Source organism: Flagellimonas alginilytica, from assembly GCF_042134605.1.
GTDB lineage: Bacteria > Bacteroidota > Bacteroidia > Flavobacteriales > Flavobacteriaceae > Flagellimonas > Flagellimonas alginolytica.
Genome location: NZ_CP169638.1, coordinates 1,786,153 through 1,809,555, shown reverse-complemented (window position 1 = coordinate 1,809,555; position 23,403 = coordinate 1,786,153). Strand labels below are relative to the sequence as shown.

18 protein-coding genes are annotated in these 23,403 nt (G+C 42.1%); 2 read left to right on the top strand and 16 right to left on the bottom strand.

The window, feature by feature from the left end; all coding sequences use genetic code 11:
* Positions 1–2 precede the first annotated feature (2 nt).
* The 11 genes from ABTP35_RS08010 to ABTP35_RS07960 form a co-directional block, all read right to left on the bottom strand.
* The gene (locus ABTP35_RS08010; RefSeq protein ID WP_293297472.1) at positions 3–1,004 is read right to left on the bottom strand and encodes a DUF3365 domain-containing protein; all 1,002 of its coding nucleotides are present in this window, start codon (positions 1,002–1,004) and stop codon (positions 3–5) included.
* Positions 1,004–1,273: a heavy metal-associated domain-containing protein gene (locus ABTP35_RS08005; protein ID WP_293297475.1), complete on the bottom strand. Its 270-nt coding sequence runs from the start codon at positions 1,271–1,273 to the stop codon at positions 1,004–1,006. Before ABTP35_RS08005 ends, ABTP35_RS08010 begins: the two co-directional genes overlap by 1 nt.
* A gap of 17 nt (positions 1,274–1,290) precedes the next feature.
* Positions 1,291–1,635: a rhodanese-like domain-containing protein gene (locus ABTP35_RS08000; protein ID WP_293297478.1), complete on the bottom strand. Its 345-nt coding sequence runs from the start codon at positions 1,633–1,635 to the stop codon at positions 1,291–1,293.
* Between the two features lie 105 nt (positions 1,636–1,740).
* Positions 1,741–3,150, bottom strand: coding sequence for an MBL fold metallo-hydrolase (locus tag ABTP35_RS07995; protein ID WP_293297481.1), 1,410 nt, complete (start codon positions 3,148–3,150; stop codon positions 1,741–1,743).
* Positions 3,151–3,207: 57 nt separating this feature from the next.
* Positions 3,208–4,941, bottom strand: coding sequence for a sulfate permease (locus tag ABTP35_RS07990; RefSeq protein ID WP_293297484.1), 1,734 nt, complete (start codon positions 4,939–4,941; stop codon positions 3,208–3,210).
* 64 nt (positions 4,942–5,005) lie between these two features.
* Positions 5,006–5,638: a Crp/Fnr family transcriptional regulator gene (locus tag ABTP35_RS07985; protein ID WP_224835759.1), complete on the bottom strand. Its 633-nt coding sequence runs from the start codon at positions 5,636–5,638 to the stop codon at positions 5,006–5,008.
* A gap of 224 nt (positions 5,639–5,862) precedes the next feature.
* A complete protein-coding gene (locus ABTP35_RS07980; protein WP_375334511.1) occupies positions 5,863–7,467 on the bottom strand; it encodes a fibronectin type III domain-containing protein in 1,605 nt (534 codons plus the stop codon).
* A complete protein-coding gene (locus ABTP35_RS07975) occupies positions 7,467–8,837 on the bottom strand; it encodes an aspartate aminotransferase family protein (RefSeq protein WP_293297490.1) in 1,371 nt (456 codons plus the stop codon). Before ABTP35_RS07975 ends, ABTP35_RS07980 begins: the two co-directional genes overlap by 1 nt.
* A 4-nt stretch (positions 8,838–8,841) precedes the next feature.
* Positions 8,842–10,500 carry an alkaline phosphatase family protein gene (locus ABTP35_RS07970; protein WP_293297493.1) on the bottom strand — a complete coding sequence of 553 codons (1,659 nt, stop codon included), beginning with the start codon at positions 10,498–10,500 and terminating at the stop codon, positions 8,842–8,844.
* A 74-nt stretch (positions 10,501–10,574) separates the two neighbouring features.
* Positions 10,575–12,026 carry a SusD/RagB family nutrient-binding outer membrane lipoprotein gene (locus tag ABTP35_RS07965; RefSeq protein ID WP_293297496.1) on the bottom strand — a complete coding sequence of 484 codons (1,452 nt, stop codon included), beginning with the start codon at positions 12,024–12,026 and terminating at the stop codon, positions 10,575–10,577.
* A 20-nt stretch (positions 12,027–12,046) separates the two neighbouring features.
* Positions 12,047–15,256 (bottom strand): SusC/RagA family TonB-linked outer membrane protein, encoded by a 3,210-nt coding sequence (locus ABTP35_RS07960; RefSeq protein ID WP_224835764.1) that lies wholly within the window; start codon positions 15,254–15,256, stop codon positions 12,047–12,049.
* A gap of 280 nt (positions 15,257–15,536) precedes the next feature.
* On the opposite strand from ABTP35_RS07960, the gene ABTP35_RS07955 reads away from it, so the two are divergent.
* Positions 15,537–16,103, top strand: a complete 567-nt coding sequence (locus tag ABTP35_RS07955; RefSeq protein WP_224836430.1) for an XRE family transcriptional regulator — start codon at positions 15,537–15,539, stop codon at positions 16,101–16,103.
* On the opposite strand, the gene ABTP35_RS07950 is transcribed toward ABTP35_RS07955, so the two are convergent.
* The 3 genes from ABTP35_RS07950 to ABTP35_RS07940 are packed head-to-tail and all read right to left on the bottom strand — an operon-like array spanning position 16,104 to position 19,145.
* Entirely contained in the window at positions 16,104–16,778 is a 675-nt protein-coding gene (locus tag ABTP35_RS07950; RefSeq protein WP_293297502.1) for a phosphonatase-like hydrolase, read from the bottom strand. It abuts the gene before it with no gap.
* Positions 16,775–17,947, bottom strand: coding sequence for a TIGR03364 family FAD-dependent oxidoreductase (locus ABTP35_RS07945; protein WP_293297505.1), 1,173 nt, complete (start codon positions 17,945–17,947; stop codon positions 16,775–16,777). Before ABTP35_RS07945 ends, ABTP35_RS07950 begins: the two co-directional genes overlap by 4 nt.
* A complete protein-coding gene (locus tag ABTP35_RS07940) occupies positions 17,937–19,145 on the bottom strand; it encodes a DUF5690 family protein (protein ID WP_293299112.1) in 1,209 nt (402 codons plus the stop codon). The genes ABTP35_RS07945 and ABTP35_RS07940 overlap by 11 nt, the downstream gene beginning before the upstream one ends.
* A gap of 425 nt (positions 19,146–19,570) precedes the next feature.
* Between ABTP35_RS07940 and ABTP35_RS07935 the strand changes: the two genes are divergently transcribed.
* Positions 19,571–21,220, top strand: a complete 1,650-nt coding sequence (locus ABTP35_RS07935) for a solute:sodium symporter family transporter (protein WP_293297508.1) — start codon at positions 19,571–19,573, stop codon at positions 21,218–21,220.
* A gap of 52 nt (positions 21,221–21,272) precedes the next feature.
* Here the strand turns inward: ABTP35_RS07935 and ABTP35_RS07930 are convergent, their stop codons facing one another.
* Positions 21,273–21,965, bottom strand: a complete 693-nt coding sequence (locus ABTP35_RS07930; RefSeq protein ID WP_224835768.1) for a LytTR family DNA-binding domain-containing protein — start codon at positions 21,963–21,965, stop codon at positions 21,273–21,275.
* Positions 21,966–21,969: 4 nt separating this feature from the next.
* Positions 21,970–22,968, bottom strand: a complete 999-nt coding sequence (locus ABTP35_RS07925; protein ID WP_293297511.1) for a histidine kinase — start codon at positions 22,966–22,968, stop codon at positions 21,970–21,972.
* Positions 22,969–23,403 lie beyond the last annotated feature (435 nt).

The following is a 23,403-nucleotide window of genomic DNA, read 5'->3' as shown; positions in this document are numbered from 1 at the left end:
TTTTAGTCTGTGTTTTTTGGGGCATCAAAAACAATACTCCAGAGGCCACGGACCTCATCGGGACCGTATCCAACGGCCATATCCTTTGGATATAGCTCCAATAAATTCCGATATACTTTCGGAAGTATATCCTTGTTCGGCGTTCCATGGCAGTTTAAGCACATGGTATTGGTAACTATGGGGTAGTAAAAATACACCTTGCCGTTTTCCTCCCTTAAAATTGGTTCAACCGAATCCCCGGAGGCCACTTTGCCTTTAAACGTATCAATATGTTCCAATTCTATAGCATTTGCCCTGTTGTTCGGATTTCTGGGCTTATCCGATACTCTTCTTATACGGGCATTAAAGTGGGTGGACATACTATCGGTGAGTGGGTAGGCCCGCTCGTTGCAAAATACAACGGCCTCCTCTACCCCTTTGTTCTGTATGGTACCCATAAGGTTTTGGCCCAACACTTTTTTGGTTCCCAACGCATATTGCATCCCGAGCTCCTTCTGCGTTGGTTTTGCCTTTATCGGCGCCAACCTTTTGCCTTTATTGTACAAAGAGTCGTTATGCCTAGCCAACCAATGTTCTTTAAACCAATCCGGCTCTTCAATTTGATAATCGAACATGTACTCCGCTATTTTTTTGACTTCTGTTTCGGGAAATTGCTGTGCCGGCATTACTCCAAATCTACGGACCGCTCCACGCATTAAGGTATTTTCCTCGGTTGGAGAATTTACAAACTGCATGATGCTTTTTATAAAGGCATCTTTGTTTTTATGGGCTGTTAAATAATGAGCTTTGATGGCGACCATTGGCGGCCCGATCCGAGAACCCTTTTCTGGAGCGGATGGGTTATGGCATAGATAGCATTTGGTTTCCATCAACTTTTGGGCGTCCTCCGGTGAGAACACTTCCGCTTGCGCTACTGGCCCAGGATCTACATCGGTGGTTTTTGGCCCCTTTTTGCAGGATGCGATTCCAATTATAAGTGTTATGAAAACAAAAAGATTCTTCATTATTTGGACATTCTGCCGCTGGCACAGCTCATAAAGGATTTTGCCTTGTCCACAAAACCATTTTCATCATCGACTGCGGGATACCCCATCTTTTTGAGGGCCTCTTTAACTAAGGAAGCATCATCGGCGCTCTGATGATCAAAGCTAACCGATGAGCTATCCTTCTCCACAATCACATTTTTGATTTCTTTTATTTCCGAAAGTTTATTGGAAATTGTTTTTACACAGCCTCCACACTTAAGGTTTTGTACTTGAACTGTTGTTTTCATGTTGTATCATCTTCAAATTAGTAGGTCCAGGTCCGGTATCCTCCTCGGAGGTCGTACACCTTATCAAACCCCATTTTTACCAGTTTTCTAGCTGCTTTTTGACTCCTGTTCCCGGACTGGCAATACAGATAGACCGGCTGATCTTTCTTTAATTTTGAAAAATTACTTTCAAAACTCGACCCTTGAAAAAAATCTATGTTCTTGGCCCCTTTAATATGGCCCGACATAAATTCTCTTTTTGTTCTGACATCTACGAGTTGAACCTTTCCTTTGGAAATCGCGCTTTTGTAGTCCTCCCTATCCAAAATGGCTATGGCATCCGGCAGGTTTTGTTCTTTGAACAAGAAACTAAATATTGACATGGTATCTTTATTTTGAGACACTAAAGTATCTCAAACAGCCTGTCCCGTCAGTAACGATGGTTACATAACCTGAACTTTTTTGAAACTATTTCCGAAGTTTCTCCCTTATTTCAAGGTAGTAGGGCACACATAGTCGGTAACAGGTATGCCAGCTTTCTTGATGTCAGCAAAACCACCGGCAACGTCCACTAGGTTGTGGATTCCCCTACTCTTCAATATAGAGGAAGCGATCATACTCCTGTATCCCCCTGCACAATGAATGTAAAATTTTTCGTTATCCGGAAACTCGGCCAAGTGGTCATTAATGTAGTCCAAGGGTGTCAAGTTTGCATCCACAACATGTTCGGCCTGGTACTCGCTTTCTTTTCGCACATCGAAAACGGGTACTTTCTTTTCGACCATTTTTTTGAACTCTTCCGCATTTACACTATCCACGGTATCGATTTCCTTGCCGGATTGTTTCCAGGCCTCAACTCCGCCTTGTAGGAAACCCAAGGTGTTATCGAAACCAACTCTCGACAATCGCGTAACGGTTTCTTCTTCCCTTCCTTCTGGAGTGATCAACAATATGGGTTGTTCCACATCGGCGATCAAGGCGCCCACCCATGGTGCAAAACTGCCGTCCAGACCAATAAAAATTGATCGTGGCACATGTGCTTTGGCGAAGTCATCTTGATGGCGTACATCCAAAACAATGGCCCCAGTTTCATTGGCCGCCACCTCAAATGCATTGGGATTGAGTGCTTGTGTGCCCCTTTTTAATACCTTGTCGATATCCTCGTATCCCTCTTTGTTCATTTTTACGTTCAGAGGGAAGTATTGTGGCGGTGGCAATAGTCCATCGGTAACTTCTTCAATGAATTCGTCACGCGTCATGTCCGCCCTTAGTGCATAATTCATTTTTTTCTGATTGCCCAGGGTATCCACAGTTTCCTTCATCATGTTTTTTCCACAGGCCGAACCTGCTCCATGCGCCGGATACACGATTACATCATCGGCCAAGGGCATGATCTTATTGCGAAGACTATCGAACAGGGTTCCTGCCAATTCTTCCTGTGTCATGTGTGCAGCTTTTTGCGCTAGATCCGGGCGGCCTACGTCTCCAAGGAACAGTGTATCGCCACTAAAAATTGCGTGGTCCTTTCCGTTTTCATCTATCAACAGAAAGGTGGAGCTCTCCATCGTATGTCCGGGTGTATGTAGTACTTTAATGGTAATTTTTCCTAGTTTAAACTCCTGCCCGTCCTCTGCAATCAACGCTTCGAAGGATGGATTTGCCGTTGGACCATACACGATGGCGGCCCCAGTTTCTTTGGAAAGGGTTACGTGTCCACTTACAAAATCGGCATGGAAATGGGTTTCAAAAATGTACTTGATCTTGGCCCCATCTTCCTCAGCTTTTTTAATATATGGTTTTACTTCTCTTAAAGGGTCCACAATGGCCGCTTCTCCTTCACTCTCTATATAATATGCCCCTTGGGCCAAACATCCTGTGTAAATTTGTTCAATCTTCATGTGATAATGGTTTTTATCAAAATTAGTATTGTGCTCCCTAATTTTCTGTGACCAAAGTTACAAACGTTTGGTCTTATATTGTTGGGATACTTTTTTCTGTATGGTACTCAATGTCTCTGGATTACGGCAGCATTCCACGGCATCAAAGGTTTGTGCAAAAAGATTTTCCTCTCCCAGTACATCTATAATTCCGCTAGTGTACAATATATCACGTGTTGGGCCAATTGCCCCGGCTATTAAAAACTGGATGCCGTTTTCCCGTTGTTCCCGAATAATTCGTTCCAACATAACTGCTGCACTGCTATCGATATAATTAATAGGCTCGGCATTTAAGATTATGTATTTTAAGCTCGGTCCTTTTTTTGCAATTTGTTGGTACAATTGTTTTTTGAAGTAATCCTTGTTCCCAAAATAGAGTTGAGCATCGAATCGTAGAATGAGCTTATCCTCGCACACCTCAACATCTTCCGAAAAACGATCTATGTTTTTAAAATAGTTGGTTCCTTTGATTCTTCCCAAAACCGCAATATGTGGGTTTGATATCCTATAGACCAACAGCAGCAAAGAAAGCAGAACACCCAAAAGAATACCTTCTATCAGTCCGATGGACATGGTCATTACAAAAGTGGCCAACAAAAGCACAAATTCATCTTTTCGGTTTTTCCACAATTGCAGGGGGTACTTCAAATCAATTAACCCAAAAACCGAAACAATTATAATGGCACCGAGTACAACCGTGGGCAGATTATAAAAAAGTGGGGTCAAAAACAACAATACTCCCGCTACCAACAAGGCGCTAAAGACGAGTGCCATTCCTGTGCGCGCTCCCGAGTGATCATTGATTGCTGTTCTGGAAAAACTTCCCGAAACGGAAAAGGACTGAAAAAACGACCCTAAAATATTGGACATTCCCAGAGCTCTTAGCTCTTGGTTGGGGTCAAGGTCGTATTCAGGATGCCTCTCTTCTACGGTTTTGGCAATGGAAATGGATTCCATAAAACCAAAAAGGGCAACGGTAAGTGCTATTGGCACAAACTGCCCTATTTTATCCCATTGAAATCTTGGCAATTGAAAACTTGGCAGTCCCTTTGGAATTTCGCCAACCACTTTGATTCCTTTTGATTCCAATCCCAATATAACTACGGACATTATACCCAACACCACGACAAGTAAGGGAATCGGTAGCTTTTTATTGATTTTTTTCAACCCAATGATCAATGCAATCACCAAAATTCCCATGCCCAAAGTAAGCAGTTGGACTTCTCCAAGGTTACCAAAAATATTTCCTAGCAACACATAGATCTTGCCCGACTGCGGCAAATCCACACCGAGTATGTGCTTTAGTTGACCCAAACCGATTAAAATGGCCGCTGCGGATGTAAATCCACTAATTACCGGTTTGGACAAGAAGTTTACAAAAAGGCCCATTTTTAAAATACCGAGCAATAATTGAAACAATCCAATAAGAAGGGTCAAAAAGATAACTGCTGCAATATAGTCTTCGGTATTTCCCAATTGCATAGCGCCTATTCCGGCCGCCACCAAAAGTGAATCCATGGCTACGGGGCCAACGGCCAATTGCCTTGATGTTCCTGTTATTGCATAGACCAATTGTGGCACCAATGCCGCGTACAGCCCATATATGGGTGGCATGCCCGCAATCATAGCGTAGGCCATCCCCTGCGGGATCAACATTATACCTACGGTAATGCCGGCAACTAAATCGCCAAAGAGCAAAGAGCGATTGTAAGAGCCTATCCAAGTTAAAAAAGGAAAAATCCTTTTGAGCATTCGATTGATTTTATGCAAAAATAGAATGGCCAGCTACTACAAACAGTAACAAAGGGCACATATTTTAAAGGTCTATTACAAGAATGTGGTTTCTGTGGAGCTCCAGCTTCTTCATTTTCTCCAGTTTTTTCAACAATCTGGAAACTACCACCCTTGAGGTGTGCAAGTCATAAGCGATCTCTTGATGTGTGTTATTTATCCGGTTGTCATTGGTTACCTCAACTTTCTTATTCAGATAATCCATTAAACGTTGATCTAAATTTTTAAAAGCGATACTGTCCACGGTCAGTAACAACTCATTCAGACGGTTTTGGTAACTATCAAAAACATAATTGCGCCAACCTTTATATTTTGCCATCCATTCCTCCATTTTCTGCACCGGTACCATCACAATTTTGGTATCGGTTTCGGTTATGGCCTTAATTTCGCTTTTGGTATGTCCCATACAGCAGGTCATGGTCACCGAACAGGTTTCGCCCTGCTCCAAATAATATAAAAGCAGTTCATCGCCTTCTTCGTCTTCCCTGAGAACTTTTATGGCCCCGGACAACAACAGTGGCATACTTCTTATATATTGGCCAATATCCATAATGGTTTCTCCTGCTGGAATCTCCTTATACTTGCCCTCTTTAAGGATCTCTTGGATAAGAGCAGGTTCGAAATAGTTGCTGAATGTTCCTAAAAGTTCTTCTTCCATTTGGTAAAAATACACTGCTCTAAGGTAACCATTTTAACAAAAACCTAGCACATAGCTTCAGGGTACAAAGAGAAAGACCCGCACTGATCATACGGGTCTTTGCACAAACATGAACTAATAAACTGAATTAAACGTACTTAAACTTATAGTTTTAGGAATTTTCTTGTTCCGGACAGGTAGTAACCAGTGAAAACTGAATCCATCACTTCGGACAAAATTTGTCTCTACTTGCTTTTTATTTCTGCCGTTTTAAATGACACCGTTGGGGACCAATCGCTCCAATTTAAGTTTTGGTCTCTATATCTGACTCTCCAATAGTAATTTGTATTGGGTTTTAATCGTTTTGTTTTTTCGTCCGTCAAATCATCGTTCTCTTGACGATTTTCTTTGTAGTACCAGTTTTCAAATTGTTTCCAGCTATCCAAGGCCAATTTTTCAAAATCCTTGGATTCCGATACCTGCCAATGGGATGCTGCATGGAAGGAGGCATGGTGTGCACTGGAAAATTCTCCGGCTTTCAACATGGCAAACTCATCCTTTACAATTGCACCATTGATTGGGGAGACCGCCTTGGGCGCTTCGGGTTTTTTGCTCAGCCTCCAAATCGTGATGCTATCCCGAAGTTCATTTTCTCTGGATTTGATCGTATTCCCCCTACTAATCCTTTTAATGGTAAACTTGGGGTCGTTCCTGTTGCCATCCACCTCGACCATAACAAAGCCGTATTCGTCCTGGGTAACGGTAAACTCATCATAATCCCTGCCTTCAAACTCGCCCCAATTGTCAATAGCGCCACCAGCGGATGCCACATTTATCCACAAGTGTTTATGGTCTCGGGACTGTCCTCTGGAATACCCGTGGGTATGTCCAAAGAAATGAATACTTGGCTTTCCTGTTTTTGTTGAAAACTCTTCGAGCATTTTCACCACTTTTCCTGTCGATTCTTCCTCCCCTGGAATCCACAGTTCTGATTTATGCGGATGATGAAGTTGTGCAAAAACAAAATCAATATCCTCGTTTTTTTCGGTATCCAACAATACTTTCTCTAGCCACTCGTACTGTTCCCGTAGGTCACGATAACCTTCGTTGGAATTTAATCCGATGATTCGCGTATTCCCATAATCCTTGTACCACCAATGTTCTGCGTAGGCGGGAGTTCCATTTTCGGGCAAACTGAAGTACTTGAAGTAGAATACCGAATTTTTTTCATGATTTCCCAAAACGGGATATACAGGAACTTCTGCAAAAAGCTTTTGGGCGGGATCAAAAAAATGTTCTTTCCATTGGTAATATTTGCTCCCGCTCTGAACCAGATCCCCAGGAATCATAACCATGGCCAAGTTATTGGGTAATTTGCCCCCATGCTCTTTTTCTAGATATTGAAGCACTCCTTGATTCACGATCTCGGAAAATTTATTGGGATGCTGGCTATCGTATTGCATATCGCTCATGGCCACAATATTAAAGGACTCTTCGTCACTTGAAAACGGTGGCGTCTTAAATTGGAAAATATCCGATTTTACCTTTCCTGTTTTTACACGATAATAATACTCTGTGAATCGCTTGAGTCCTTCCAATTTTACAGTATGCACTCTGGATTCGGAGAAATTGATGTCCTCTGCCCTTCCGGTGGCTTTTTTTCCGAGTTTTTCGGTAGTTCCCCACTCTACAATGCTTTCCTCTCCGCTAGAGGTTTCCCACATGATCACTATGGAATTGGGTTCGGCATCTTGCAAATAAGGTTGCACAAGAATTTCGGGTTTGGTCTGGGCAGCAAGCTGCATCAATCCCAAACAAAAAACAATACAAAAACAGTTGATTTTTTTCATTAGGCTATGGTGTTGGTTTTTAAAAATGCACAATTAAGTATTTCAAATGCAGTTTCCAGCTCTTCCCTGGAAATGGTCAAAGCGGGCGAAAGTTGCAGAACGTTCCCTTTGGAAACCTTGAAACTCAATCCTTGTTTTAGACATTCGTACATGATTTCCTCGGCTTCGTTGGTAGCTTTCTCTTTAGTGTTCCTATCGGTCACCAGTTCAATGCCCCATAATAGTCCTACCCCACGAACGTCTCCGATCAAGGAATACTTACGGTACATTTTGTAAAGGTTCTTACGCATAAATTCTTGGTCCTCCTTTACTTTTTGTAGAATCTGCTCATCTTTCAGTACTTCCAATAAGGTTAATCCTGCTATAGAACCCAATGGGCTTTTTTCGTGGGTATAATGGCCCAGCGATATATCACCAAACTTGTTGTATTCTTCTCTGGTAACAATGGCTGCCTGCGGAAAAATACCACCTCCGAGTCCTTTTCCCAAACAAAGAATGTCCGGTTCAATGTCAAAAAGCTCATAGGCGAACATTTTGCCCGTGCGCCCAAAGGCAATCGGGATTTCGTCCAAGATTAAAAGTACATTATGTTTGGTGCATAGCTCCCTTGCTCCTTTCCAGAATTTTTTTGATGGGATCTGCACATCGGTATTACGGATGGTTTCTGCCAAAAATGCCCCAATCTGATGGTCTTTTTCCAGAACATATCGCAAATATTCCAAGGCTTTGGTTTCGTCCCCTTCAAAAATACCACGATAGGTTATTGGCGGTGGAATGCGCTCCACCCCCGGCATTAAAGGCCCCATATGTTCCTGAAAAACAGACTCGCCGCCCACGCTTATGGCATCTAAAGAGGCTCCATGGAACGAATCCCAGAATGAGACCACTTTGTGCTTTCCTGTTACGGCCCTTGCCAATTTTAGGGCAATCCCAATAGCAGAGCTTCCATTTGGCGTAAGCAAGATACGGTCAAGACCTTTGGGCGTATATGAAGTTAACTTCTCGGCAAACCGAATTGCGGTCTTGTTGGCATACCTTCGGGTGGAAAAAGTTAGGCTTTGTAGTTGCTCGGTTAAACGAGAGACCAATTTTGGATGGGAAAATCCAATTTGGTGCACATTGTTGCCGTGAAAATCCAAATATTTTTTGCCGGATATACTTTCTATGTGCGACCCTTCACACGTTTGGAGCACATCCAAACAAGGTGTCGACATGGATTGATGCATAAAATATTTGGCATCTTTTTCCAAAAGTTCTCTGGTTTCTTCGCTCACTTCGTTTTGCAACCATTCGCTCCGAGCGGGAGTTAGGTTTATGTCGCCTTCCACAACAGATTCTAAGTTGTGCTTATCGCGTTCTCGGTTCATCATTTACCTATTTTTCTCTGTATAAATGATTTGCAGGTATAATCTGTTTTGGGGTGTTTGGGCCTTTATATTTCACATCTAAATGAAAGCCCCCGCCTCCATTAAAATACTCCACACGCACCAAATGTTTCCCTTTGGCAAGTTGTAACGACCCGCTACGTTCCCTTACACCATGGTCTCCATCGTTGTCAACTATTTCGGCGCCATTTACATATAGTTTGCTGCCATCATCACTATTGGTATAAAAAGTATATTTCCCTTCTTGTGGAATTTCGAGTAAACTTTCAAACACAACGGCAACCTGCTCTTGGGGCCTGTCCTTGGTCAAGGACTGTTTGTGAGAAAACTCGGTTACAAAACCTTTAAGCGTTGGTGTTAGAGACGAGAAATCGGGTAATTTTTCTATTCCATTTACCTGATAAATTTCAAATTGAACAGGGTCTTGCTTTGATTTTGGAACAATTCTAAAATTAGCCTCCGTAACCGTACTCACCAATTGGTTGTCCTGAAATATTCCTGCTTTTACGATTTCTGTTTGTTTCAGATAGAAGGTATCTTGGTAACGTTGGCTATTATCGAATGTGGGAACTATATCTCCAAGTGTGTACCTTATCTCGCCCAAATTGTTCGGGTTTTGCATAACCACCGCCACCGAGTCTGATTTAAAAATCCCTCCTGCTGGCTCAAAATAGCCAGCATCCGGAAGAATTTTTGGTTGGGTTATTTTAACCTTTCGCTTGTAGATAAGTTTTGGGGCTTTATTCCCTATAAATGCACCTTTAACGGGACGACCGATCCATGCTTGCGGAGTTATTAGCCCCATGGCATAGGCTACAGTGGGTGCGTTGTCGTATTGATAAACGGTTTCTTCTATTTGATATCCTTTTTTAATGCCTGCGCCGTACAAAACAAAAGGAATCTCCATTTCGGCCAAGCTTTCTCCTCCATGGCCAAAGCCCAACCCACCATGATCGGAGGCCACTATGAACATGGTATTTTCAAAAATTCCGGCTTCTTTGGTAGCATCCACAATTTTGGCGATTAGGGCATCTGCTTTTTCCACGGACTCATAATAATCGGGAGTGCCGTGACCCTTGGCATGGCCTGCGTGGTCCACATGGTCCAAGTGGACAAAGGTGAACTTTGGTTTATTCTTTTTGATATAGTCCACTGCTGCAAGGGCAGTTTTTTCTTCGTGGTCTCCATCAATATCAAAATCAACATCCGATTTCTCGAACAAGCGTCCGAATCCATCCCAATCGTAAATAGCTCCTACATGGGCTTCCGGTTGTTGGTCTTTAAAAAGTGTAAATATTGTTGGAAAAGTTCCGTTTTTGGTGGCTACGACCGGAGGCAATTGATGGTCGAATTTTTCCCAACCGTTAGATGTAACCCCATGTTGTTCCGTACCGGCTCCCATGATCATGCTGGCCCAGTTTGGACTGGAACTGGATGGTAATACGGCCCTTCCGTTCATGGTGGCTGCGCCGTTCTTAACCATTTCGTCCATCATTGGGGTTTCTGCCTTAAGAATACCATCCGGGCTCATACCATCTACTCCGATAACCACTACATGCTTGATTCCTGTAGGGGTTTTCTTGATTTTGGAATCACATGAAAACAGAAGGAATACAGATAAAATGGCACATACAATTAATCTTGACATACTGTTGGTTATTAAATGCAAAGGCTGCCCTTGGTAAAGGGCAACCACTTGCAATTATTTTAAATTTTGTAAGCTTAGTATCTTGTTCCTGTTTCCCACCATCCCGGTGTATTGATGTTATCACCTTCACCACCCATGGCCTCTACCGCTGCTTTATAATTGTCTCCGTTCAAGGTCTGTTCAGAGGAGGGGTAAAGGAAGCGAACTGGATAACGGCCGCCATTAAGGTCGTCTTGACCATTCTCCAAGGCGGGTATTCCAGTTCTTCGATAGTCCATCCATCCTTGGTAATCCACGTTCCAAAGAGCAATTGTTTTTTGGGTCAACAATAATTCCAAAGAACCATTGTATTGAACGGCCGGCTGTACCAAATACGCTTCAATGTCATCACTGGGCACACCCCAGTAATCCAAACTTGCACGGATTCCATTGTTATAATAATCCTCTGCACTTCCAGAAATAAACCCTCTTTCTGCAGCTTCGGCAAGGATAAACTGTACTTCGGAGTTTTTCATAATAAAGGCTTCGGCTGCTGTAGAGGAAAAATAGAACAGCTCAACATCCAATCGACTAGGACTAAATTCATCGTCATAGGCACGAGCGTTATCTTGGTTAAGACCAATTGGGATCCCCACCCATTCACCTTCACTGTTGCGATCGAACCAAATATCCAATCGGGGATCATTGAATTCTTCAAAATAGCCCAACAAGGTTGTGCAAAGACTCTTTTCATCGAACCCACCTATACGGCCAGTACTTTCCGGCCAAGAATCGGTATTTGATGTTCCACTGTAGACCAAAACGGCGTTGTCGCCATTGTCGTTGATGTAATTTCCTGCACTTACTATAGCCTGCATTTCGGAGGATACATCTCTTTGCTTGGAAATTCGCAATAGGTAGCGCAAGCGCAATGCGTTTGCCAATTTTCTCCATTTGGATGCATCGCCGTTATAAATTACATCACCGGTAGACCCTGCTATGGCCTGACCTTTGGCAAGTGCCGCATCGGCATCGGCCAAATCCTGAAGTACTCCGTTGTATACCGTTTCTTGATCATCGTAAACAGGGGTAAAAATACCTTCTGTTTTACCTGCCATTGCCTCGGTATATGGAACGTGACCGTACAAATCGGTAAGGTTGGCAAAAGATAGTGCCCTTAAGGTAAGTGCAATCCCTTCGTAAGTTGAATTTTGAGTGCCTTCTGCTCTTGAAATTTCCAAAATATCGTTGATCTCGGGCAAATAGCTGTAGAAAAAATTCCACATGCCTTGATCTCCCCAATCGAACTGGCTAAACCCAGGGAAATTGTTTTTGGCCATTAATTGGGTAATTGTGTTCCCGTCGCTATACCCTTCTTGTGTCAATGTCCGTGTAATTTCGGAGGTTACCGTAGAGGTAAGCAGGTTGGCGCTAACTTGTTCGGGCGCATTTGGGTTGGAATTGATTTCCTCAAAATTGTTGGTGCACGAAACCAAAACGGTTCCTGCAAATAAGATGGATTTTATGAAGTTTGATGTTTTCATCATTCTTTATCTTAAATTCTTTTTTAAAATTCTACGTTAAGGTTAAGCCCAAAACTTCTTGTGCTTGGCAATGCCATATCTTCTACGCCGGGAACAATGGTTCCTCCTGAGAATGAGATGGTTTCGGGGTCTACATGATCGTTCTCCGTCCAAAGGGCCAGATTACGGCCCACCAGTGAAATTGTGGCGGACTTTATCGGAGTTTTTGCCAATAGTTTGCTCGGTAATGTGTATCCAAGTTTTACTTCTCTCAATTTTACATAGGTGGCATCGAACATTGAACTTTCCTCGTTACCTCTGTTATAAACGTGGGAGTAATAATTGGATGCAGCTACGTTTGTGGTGTTTGGTGTATAATTTCCGTTTCCATCGTCCACAACACCTTGTGCCACGATCCCTGTTTCGCGACCGGGAACGGTAAAGTCCAGCATACCGGTTGTTCCGCCAATGGCAACTGTTCTTGAGTGATACACACCTCCTTGTCTCCAATCGAACAAGAATCCGAAACGAAGATTTTTATACCTGAAACTATTTTGAAAACCAACCATAAAATCAGGGTTGTAGTTTCCTAGGTTTCTTAACTCGTTGCTTCTAATGGGCAATCCTGAATCACCATCTATGATCCATTGTCCATAGTATTGGCTGTTCTTATCGGTAACTTTTTCAAATCCGGTTCCGTATAAATCGCCCATGCGCTCGCCTACTTCGGCCACTACTTGCAAATAGTTCGATTTAACCAAATATTGATCTAGGCCTTCCGTCAACTCTTTTACCTCTCCACGATTGGTGGTAAAGTTGATGTTGGTGTTCCAGCTAAAATTATCCGTTTGTACCGGAGTGGCCGATAACGTTACTTCCAAACCTTTATTCTCAACTTCACCTGCGTTTATGATTCTAGAACTATACCCGGAAGTATTGGATACCGGCAAGGATAAAATCTGGTTTTTGGTGATGGATTTGTATGCTGCAACGTCCAATCCCAAGCGGTTACCCAAGAATCTTAAATCGGCCCCTACTTCGAACGAGTTGGTACGCTCCGGTTTTAGGTCGGCCAATTTTAGTTCGGACGGTGAATAAACTCGTGAATACCCGTTAAACGTATTTCCAAAACCATAGGTCGCGGCCAAATTATAAGGGTCGGTATCGTTACCTACACTTGCCCAACCCCCTCTAATTTTTGCAAAGCTGATCGCTTCCGGCATTTGAAACATATCCGAAAGAATAAAACTTAAACCAACGGATGGATAGAAATAGCTATTGTTGCCATCGGGTAGTGTGGACGACCAATCGTTACGTGCCGTTACATCCAAAAATGCATAATCTTTATAGGCCAAGTTGGAAAATGCATACAAACTGTTTACGGTAAACTTGCTATCGTAATCGCTTTGTGTTAAAGGTTCTGCGGCATTTCCAAAATTGTAGATCCCAGGAATGGACAAGGAATTGGCACTGATCCGCTGGTATCTGTTTTTGGCAGAACGGTGGTTACCTCCCAAGGATATCCCAAAATCAAAGTCTTGATTCAATTCTTTGTTATAGGACAGCAAGAAATCGGTGTTCTGTTCGTAGGCATACACAAAATCCTCTCTATACTGTCCATTTGGAAAACGTTGTGTAGAGTAGGCCCTTTTACGTCTATCCAACTCATTGGAATAATCGAAACCTGTACGGACCATCAAACTTAAACCATTGGCAAGATTCATATCTGCCCTAAGATTGGTAATTACACGATCCTTATTAAAGGCGTTTGTATTTTCGAAAACCGTAAAGAACGGGTTGTCATGATAGTTATAATTGTAGTTGTACTGCTGAACATCTTCCAATCCTGGCTGCCAGTAGTCCCTTAACCCGTTCATATTGATATGACGGCCGAACCAAATCCACAGGTACATAATGTTCTCCGTTCCATAGGAATTGTTGGGACGGTTACGTGAATTTGAGTTGATGTAATTCATAGATCCAGTAACCTTTAACCAATCCGTTAGATTATATGATCCGTTTACTTGATATGACCTTCTTTTAAAATTGGAGTGCGGGATTACACTCTCACTCTGTAGGTCGGTAAATGAAACCCTAAAGTTTCCATCTTTATTGGCACCGGTCAAAGCCACGTTATTGCTCATGGTAAAACCAGTTCTAAAAAAATCTTCGATATTATCGGGTTGGGGAGAAAATGGGGTTGCGATGATCTCATCGGCAAAAGTACCGTCGGGATTTCTTGGTCTAACATGTACATCGCCCGCGCGGAAACCGCTAGAGGTAGGACTATCGTGCTGTGGGATCAATTGCCCGTTCATGGCAGGTCCCCAACTTTCGTCCACGTGATCGTTTATGCCTCCGGTAAGGGAACGGTTCTGACCACCATCGTTAAAGGCAAACTGACCGCCAGAACCCTGTCCATATCGGTTTTGGTATTTTGGAAGGGTCAATAAGTCCTCGAAAGTTGTGTTATGGGTTATGGAAACACCGATTCCTTTGGTACCTTGACCTGATTTTGTTGTTATAAGTACAACACCATTTGCACCTCTGGAACCGTACAATGCGGTGGCGTTCGGACCTTTAAGCACTGTCATTGTTTCTACATCGTCCGGGTTTATGTCCATGGCCCCATTACCGTAATCCACTTCCATGTTACCTTCGGAACCTCTGTTGCTAACATTGTTGTTTATAGGAATCCCATCCACAACGAACAATGGAGAGTTGGCATTTGGGCTTGGGTTTAATGAACTTTCTCCACGAATTATAATCTGTGATGTAGAACCAACCCCAGAATTACCTCCTGTTACCTGAACTCCCGCCATTTTACCGGAGAGAGAGTTCACCACGTTGGTTTCACGGGCCTCTGCGATTTCTTCACCGGAAACCTTTTGTACCGCATATGCCAGTTTCTTGGTTTCCCTTTTAATCCCCAATGCAGTAACCACTACCTCATCCAACTGTTGGGAATCTGGCTGTAGCATTATGGAAATGGATGTTTTTCCAGCAGTCTCAACATCTTGAGAGATATACCCTATATAGGATACCTCGAGTATTTCTCCACCTTGAGGAAGCTCTATTTCAAAGTTTCCATCAAAGTCGGTGGCAACACCATTGGCACTGCCCTTTACAACAACCGATGCACCTGGTAAAGGCACGTTGTTCTCGTCTACTACCTTTCCAGAAAAGGTGACTTGCGAATAGCCAATTATACTTACCGTAAATGCAAGTAAAAATGCTACGAATGATTTTTTCATTTGTTGAATATTTGTAAAATTTGGTTAATTATTTATCAACAAATATCCAACACCAGAATTAAGACACGCATCCATCCAGATTAAAAAAATGATACGGAAAGGTTAAAAGAAACAGCCCAATGTTATATTAATATTATTTACAAATATTTAACTTTTAACAAAGGTTAGAGACATGTTCTTTTTTAAGACCTCCAACAATATCCTACCGTTACAGATATTTTTCTTATTCTTGATCTTTCTTAGAATATTATAAATACTAAAATTTTTGAGTTCGCATATTATGGAAGATTATTTGGTGGGCATTGGAAAGAGGATTAAACAAATTCGCAAAGACAATAAAAAAACCATAAACGATGTTGCTGGAAGTGCCGGGGTAACTGCCGGCTTAATTTCCAGGATAGAAAATGGCCGTACCATTCCATCGTTGCCCGTATTTTTGAAAATTGTGGAAGCATTGGGCACCGAAATGACCGTTTTTTTTGATGGTATCCCCAATGTAAATGGACAGAATTTTTTAGTGACCCGCAAAGATGAACAGTCCGTGATCGATAAGGAAGACGAAGCTATCGGCTTTTCTTACAATTACATCTTTAGCAAGCAATTGAACTCGGTCGGCTTTGAAAGTGTGCTCTTGGAGGTACAGCCCAACTCTAAAAGGGAAAAAGTGGTGACCGATGCTTTTGAGTTCAAATATATTTTAACCGGTGAGTGCTATTACGAAATAGGTGACCAAGAAGTGCTGTTAAAAGAAGGGGACTCTATTTTTTTTGATGGTAGAGTCCCCCATGTACCTGTAAACAAAGGGAATGTTCCTTCTAAAATGTTGGTTGTATATTTTTTTATCTGATCAAGAAAACAATTCCTCCGCCAAGCTGGACAAGGATTCCAAGATAAGGGTTGGCCGTGCTGTTTCCAATTGCTCACGGTTCTGTGCACCGGTAAGGACACCTACCGTCCAGCCGCAATTGGCATTTTTACCCTCTTCAATATCGATAGCGGAGTCGCCGGCCTTTAATACCTTTTGCGGATCGGTAACACCAAATAATTCCATGGCCTTATCTATCATTTCGGACGACGGTCTTCCATTGACCACATCGTCCGCCGTGATCAAAGCATCCACCTGTTCACCGGGAATCCATCCCAATTTATTTAAAAGGGTTTCCGCTGTTTTACGATCATAACCAGTATTCAACACTATTTTTACTTCCTGTTTCTTTAAGGTTTTAAATAGTTCTTCAACGCCATCATAAGTGCCAACGTTTAAATTGGTATAAGCATCTTCCAACATTCCCTTAAAATCCTGAAACACTGCTTTGGCATCCACACTTTTGTTCTTGCTTTCCTCTAAAATATCGGAAATGGCCTTAAACTTTTCCTTTCCGGCGCCGCATTCGAGTACAGTTTCCAAAGTAACATCCACGCCATGCTTCGCCAGAGCGGCCCTTACGGTTTTGTACACCACATTATCTTCGTTCACTGTGGTTCCCGCCATATCAAAAACGGCCAGTTCTATTTTTTTCATAAATTGATTTTCTGTGCATTAAAAATTGTTGCAATGTTTTTTTTGGAAAATCCGGCACTCCCTGTCATTCCCTTACCTCCGATTCCCGTAACAATATGAATATTGTTGTCTATTGTTTTTTGATAAATATCACTGTTTTTACATTGTGAGTACATGCCGTACCATCTTTTTTGGATTTGATAGGTGGGCAGGTCAATAATTTTCTTGGCCTCCTGAACCATAAAATCATCAATATCCATATCAAGATCGTACCCCAGATCTTCCATGTTACCGGCATCGGCGTATTGGTGGGAATCCCCGAGAATTACCGAACCATCCGTTGCTTGTTTAAACAAAATGTGGACCCCCCATTTCTTTTGAAGGCTGTCCTTTGGCTCGTTGGCCTTTATCGTTTTGAAGGAAGGACATTCGTGAAACGCCTCGTACCTTCGAATTGACCAACCTGTCAATATAGATCCTTTTAGATTGTAATTCCCTTGGGGTTTGGTATGCATCATCTGCAATTTGGAAACCTCTAGATCACTGGATGCAAACGTTTCGGGATAAAGATTTTTAAAATCGGCCCCATTGCAGATTATCACTTTTTTGGCTTGCACTTCTTCATTTTTGGTGTTTTTGACCCTAACCCAACTACCATCGGATTCGCAGGAAACCACCGGAAAATCGAACTTGATATCCAACCCTTTTTGCTCCATCAAATATTTTTGAAGTTTATGGATCATTACCCTGGGCTCTACGGTGACTTCTTGCGGAAAATACAATCCGGACAGAACATAGTCTTTCCTTAATCCTGGATATTTTTCCAAGCACTGTTCCTTGGTTAGCATTTTGGATTCGTAATCGTTGCCACTGTTTATTGCCCTAAGCTCCACCAGCAAACGCTCTTCTTCTTCGTTGGATGCTAAATAGACTGTACCGTTCTGACGGATACTGATATCGAAATGCGATTGGATATCCTTATATATTCGAAGACTTTCGCGGCCAAATTTTTGCCATTTGGTATTCATGCCAGAAGGCACAACCTGTCCAAAGTTCTGGGTGGTAGCCCCTTTGGGGTAGGCATCTTTTTCCACCAAGCAAACTTTTAGGCCCATTTCCATTGCATTATAGGCATGAAAAGTTCCCAAAACACCGCCACCTACAATGACAGCATCATACTTATTGTCCATAATCGAATTGTTTATTGAGTTGTTCCGCCTTGCTCAGCGCAGTAAAATGAAAATACAGCACCAGTGTACAGCCAATACCTATAAATGCTACGGCATAGGTTCCATATATAAAAAAGTTGAGCCAAGATAAATTGGCCTGTCCAAAGTTTTTATAGAGCAAAACAAGTACACTGCCCACGTAGCCAAAAGAATCGGCGATGTATATAAGAAAACCCGAATTCCCTTTTACATGATAGGTGGCTATGAAGCGGTCGAAAAAAAGACAATTGAAGGGTACGTAGCAGATATATAGCCCAAAGCCGGTGCAAACCATCCAAATAAATGGGTCCAGTACTCCTGTTTGAAACAAAAGTGTACCTACGGCCAACACCAAGGTGCCCATTATTAATAGGGCATGATAGGTAAGTAGCGCCTTAAAATTGTTCTTTATATAAAAAATGGAACCTATGATCAATAAGACTATAATTGCAATTATGATTTCCGATGTCGAAAAAACGGAAACATCGCCCTGATACCCGATGCTATCCCAAAGTTCTCGTGCAAAATTGTCCCTAAAATCCCTAAATGCGGTTAAAAATGTATAGAAGAGCACAATGAGCACCAATGGAAAAAAATACTTTTTGACCAAGTCTCTTCGGTCTGCCGCAGTCATTGGGATACGTTCGGTCCTGCTGGAAACATCTTGGGCTGTTGGTGGTGGAACCCGTTGTAAAAGAAGGGAGCAAATCAAAAGGGGAACAAAAAACAATGCCCCGGTCACGGAGGGCATCCAAAATTCGCTCACACCCCATGAATTCATAACAAAGAGGCCTACTGATTTTACAACGCCACTGGAGACGATAAAACTTGCAGATAGGACCACTCCCAGAATATCGGTAAACTTTCTTCCTTCTATATAGGAAAACACAATGCCCCAGATCATTCCCAAGGGCAAACCGTTCAAGAACATAAACAATATATTGTACGGTGCAGGGACCCAGGCAAAAAGCAACAGGGATATTTCTGCAATACCTATAAGCGATATTAAGTAAAGTAACCTTTGGTCGGGTTTTAGTTCCGATATCACTTTTATACCGACAAATTTGGATAGTGCGTACCCCAACACCTGCGCAATCACCAATAATATCTTGTAATCCACTCCCCAGAAGGCCACTCCATCAAAAGTTGCTACAGAAAATGGTTTCCTAAAAGCGTACATACAAAAGTAAGTGCCAAAAGCAGCAAGCGACGCGTGCAGCACAAAAACCAAACTCGGTCGCTTAACAACAGAACTATTATCAATCAAAGTTTACTAATAATAAAATTAAGTTGCTAATTACTCAATTTATTATCATAAAAAAGCCACAAAACAGTTTAAATAATTGTTAGCTGTGGATTATCTTTTTGAAGGCCAGCCATCCATAAACTTTTGAAATTCCTTCAAATTAGAATGAAAATGTTGCGTTTATAGATTCTATATACTTTTCCGAAAAATCCAGTTATATTAGCATTTATTTGAATTTTATATTCGCTTTTAATATTGGACCATACCGATTCACCTTACAGTTTTTTGTAAAGTCCAGATTAATTGCACCCAACTAAGCAAACCGTTTTGGCACGCGCCGGAACATCAAACTTTAAAGTATGGCACTTATTTCCTTTTTGGGATTTACTCTAATGGTAGGTATAATATCCTGGTGGTCCGTTAGAAAAACGGACGAAACCTCATCGGACGGTTATTTTTTGGGCGGAAGAAGCCTAACCGCCGGCGTAATAGCTGGGTCACTATTGCTCACCAACCTCTCCACAGAGCAAATTGTTGGCCTAAACGGCAGTGCATATAAGGACGGATTATCGGTCATGGCCTGGGAAACCCTGGCAGCGCTTGCCATAGTGGTCACCGCATTGTTTTTGCTCCCGCGCTATTTAAAGGGAGGACTTACAACGGTCCCTCAGTTTTTGGCCAAACGGTTCGATGTTACCACAAAAACGATTACATCGGGACTTTTCTTAACGGGCTATGTTGTTGTGCTGTTGCCGGTAATTTTATATTCTGGTTCGGTTGCCATAAGTGGTATGTTCGATGTTCCGACCTTACTAGGGGTATCGGATTCCACCGCTTTGGTCGTTTGTATTTGGGGTATCGGTATCATTGGTTCCATTTATGCGGTTTTTGGAGGATTAAAGGCTGTTGCCGTTTCAGACAGTATCAATGCGGTTGGACTTATTGTAGGTGGTATTTTGATTCCCGTTTTTGGATTGATGGCCATTGGGGACGGAAGTGTTCTTGGCGGCTTGCAAACATTAATGGATGCCAACCCAGAGCGCTTTGATTCCACTGGGAATCCTGGACAAGAGGTGCCCTTTTCCACCATTTTTACAGGAATGATGCTGGTTCAGCTTTTCTATTGGGGCACCAATCAACAAATCATCCAAAGGGGATTGGGCGCAAAAAACCTTGCAGAAGGCCAAAAAGGCCTATTATTGGCCGCATTTTTAAAGATTTTAGGACCCATAATCTTGGTGTTGCCCGGAATGATCGCCTACTATTATTTTGAGGGAGGACTTGCCAGTAGCGACTTGGCATATCCCGAACTGGTACGCGCCGTGCTTCCTAAACCATTAATGGGCTTCTTTGCCGCTGTACTTTTTGGTGCTATATTAAGTTCGTTCAATAGCGTGCTCAATAGTTCGGTGACCTTGTTCGGGATAGACATTTATAAACAGCACATCAACAAAAATGCCTCGGAAATGACCGTGGTAAAATACGGTAAGGTGTTCGGCGTATGCTTGGCACTTGCAGCCATGTTCATTGCCCCAATGATTGCCAACGCTGGTAGCTTGTTCAACTATTTACAAGAGATCAACGGTATTTACAGCATCCCTATTTTCACTATAATCGTTGTGGGATATCTCACCAAAAGGGTACCTGCCATTGCAGCCAAAATAGGCATCCTTTCTGGATCCATACTTTACATCATCAGTCAGTTTATTGTGGGGCCCAGAATGGTGGCCAACGCACTTGCCGAAGCCAAGGCAAATGGCATTACAGACCCTGTGGAACTAAATCTGGTAGAAGCCGGTGCCTATCCACACTATCTTCACGTAATGGCGATATTGTTTGTTTCCAATATTGTAATTATGTTGATCATCGGGAAGTTTTATCCAAGAAAAGAGCCCTTCCAATTGGAGTACACCAAACAGGTTTCCATTGAGCCCTGGAAGTATGTAAAACCGGCCAGTGCATTTATCTGCTTTATCGTTATTGCCATTTATGTGTACTTTGCGAAATAGAGCAAAATTTATAAAGATTTAAAGTAAAAGCCCGGAAACAAATTCCGGGCATTTACTTTAATATGCTCTTTAAAAAAGTATCCTTATATGCCCTGCCCAAGGGTACTTTGGCCCCATTGGTCAGGATCACCAGATTTCCTGAAATCCTATCGATTTTTTTGGTGTTTATGATATGTGATTTGTGGATTTGATAGAATTGATCGCCTCCCAAAACACTTACCCAATGTCTAAGTGGTTCGTTGGACAAGATTTTTTTGTCCTCCAAGTGGATTTCGGTATAATCGGAATCCGAGGTAATCGTGTAAATATCATCCACCAGCACTTTAATATGCTCGTGGCTGGATTTTACGTAAATCTCGGTCAGTGGTTCATTGACGCTGCCGGATCTCTGCACATCCAACTTGGCATTTGCCTTGTTCACGGCCTGTAAAAAGCGCTGAAACGAAAATGGCTTCAACAAATAGTCCACTACATTTAGATCATAGCCTTCCAAGGCGTATTCGGAGAAAGCAGTGGTCAAAATAACTTGAGGAGGGTCCGGAATACTCTTTAAAAAGTCCAGACCATTGATTTTTGGCAAGTGTATGTCCAAGAACATAATATCCACGGACTCCCGGTTCAGGAATTCCATGGCGCTCAGACCGTCCGAAAACATATCAACAAGTTCCAAGTTGGGAACATCTTGTATATATTTTTTTAAGATTCGCTGCGCCGGTGGTTGATCCTCAACTATAATACACCTCATCTTTTTAGACTTTTTCCAGTTCCAATTTTAGATATACCTTGTAATCGTTCTCTGTTTCCTCTATCTGCAAAATATGTTTTTTTGGATAAAGCAGCTCTAATCTTTTCCTCACATTTTTTAACCCGATACCCTTGGCCACACTATCCAAACTAAAGCCAGAGACGTAGTTATTGCTGCATACGAATTCCAAGGTGGTATTATTTACCTTAACGGAAATATTGATCTTGATATCCGAAGATTGACCCGACTGGCTATGTTTAAAGGCGTTTTCGATAAACACGATCAAAATTAATGGCGCGATCCTGTATTCGCCCTCTATTTTATCCACATCAAAAAGTACCTCGCCCCTGTCCTCTATCTGTAATTTGTACAACTTGATAAAGTTCCCCAGTTGCTCCAGTTCTTTATTGAGCGGGACCATCTGCTCTTTGGACTCGTACAGCATATAACGCAGAACACCGCTCATCTCCAAAATAATCTCAGGGGTTTTGGGCGATTCTTGAAGGGCATAGGAGTATAAATTGTTCAAATTGTTGAACAAAAAGTGCGGGTTTATCTGGTTTCTGAGAAATTGAAGTTCACTTTCTTCTATAGCGTTTTTCAATTCATCTATCTGTGCTTGTTTCTGCAAGGCATCCCATCCGAATTTAAATCCGGACAGAATACAGATTACAGGTAATACGCTCAATAGCGATATATAAATTCCGGGAAAGTTTCTTCCACGTTCGGTATCGGGAAACATTATAGGCTCCAACACCAATTCTTCGATCAAAATTACGGATACCACTACCAAGGTCACCCCAAAGAAGAACTGCCAATACTTTTTCTTGTACAGAAACCGTGGCATTAGGTAATACGTTATGGATACGGTCGAAATACTATAAAACAAAAGGAATACGGCCCGATACCAGACAATTCCCCCAGTGTTTCGGCTAAAGGAGAAAAACAATAGCACCAAAACGTGCAGTATTATTTGAAAAAGAAGTTCTTTTCTAGAAATCAAAATGCTCTTTTTAGCTAGAACAAAACTATCGATAAAAGCATTGTATAAGAAAAGTTGCTTTACAAACAACCATATTTACCCTGTAAACGACAGTTTGACCACAAAACGCACTTAAGTAATTGGTTAAATGCATATTAAGAAATAAGGGATTTATCGTGAAGCCAGATTTGGCAATCAACTTGTAGGGATTTCAAATATTTTGATGAAATTGGAGAAAAATGGCATGTATCAATATTGCCACTTATATAACACTCGACAACAAACTTTACCCAACAAAAAAGCCACCGTTTTTCGGTGGCTTTTGCTTTAGATGCTCCCCCTCTTGGGCTCGAACCAAGGACCCTCTGATTAACAGCGTCGCCGAATGGGGTACAAGCAAAATTAAATTTGCTGTTATTTAATTGATTGTCAATGTTTTAATAAATTTTGATTTCA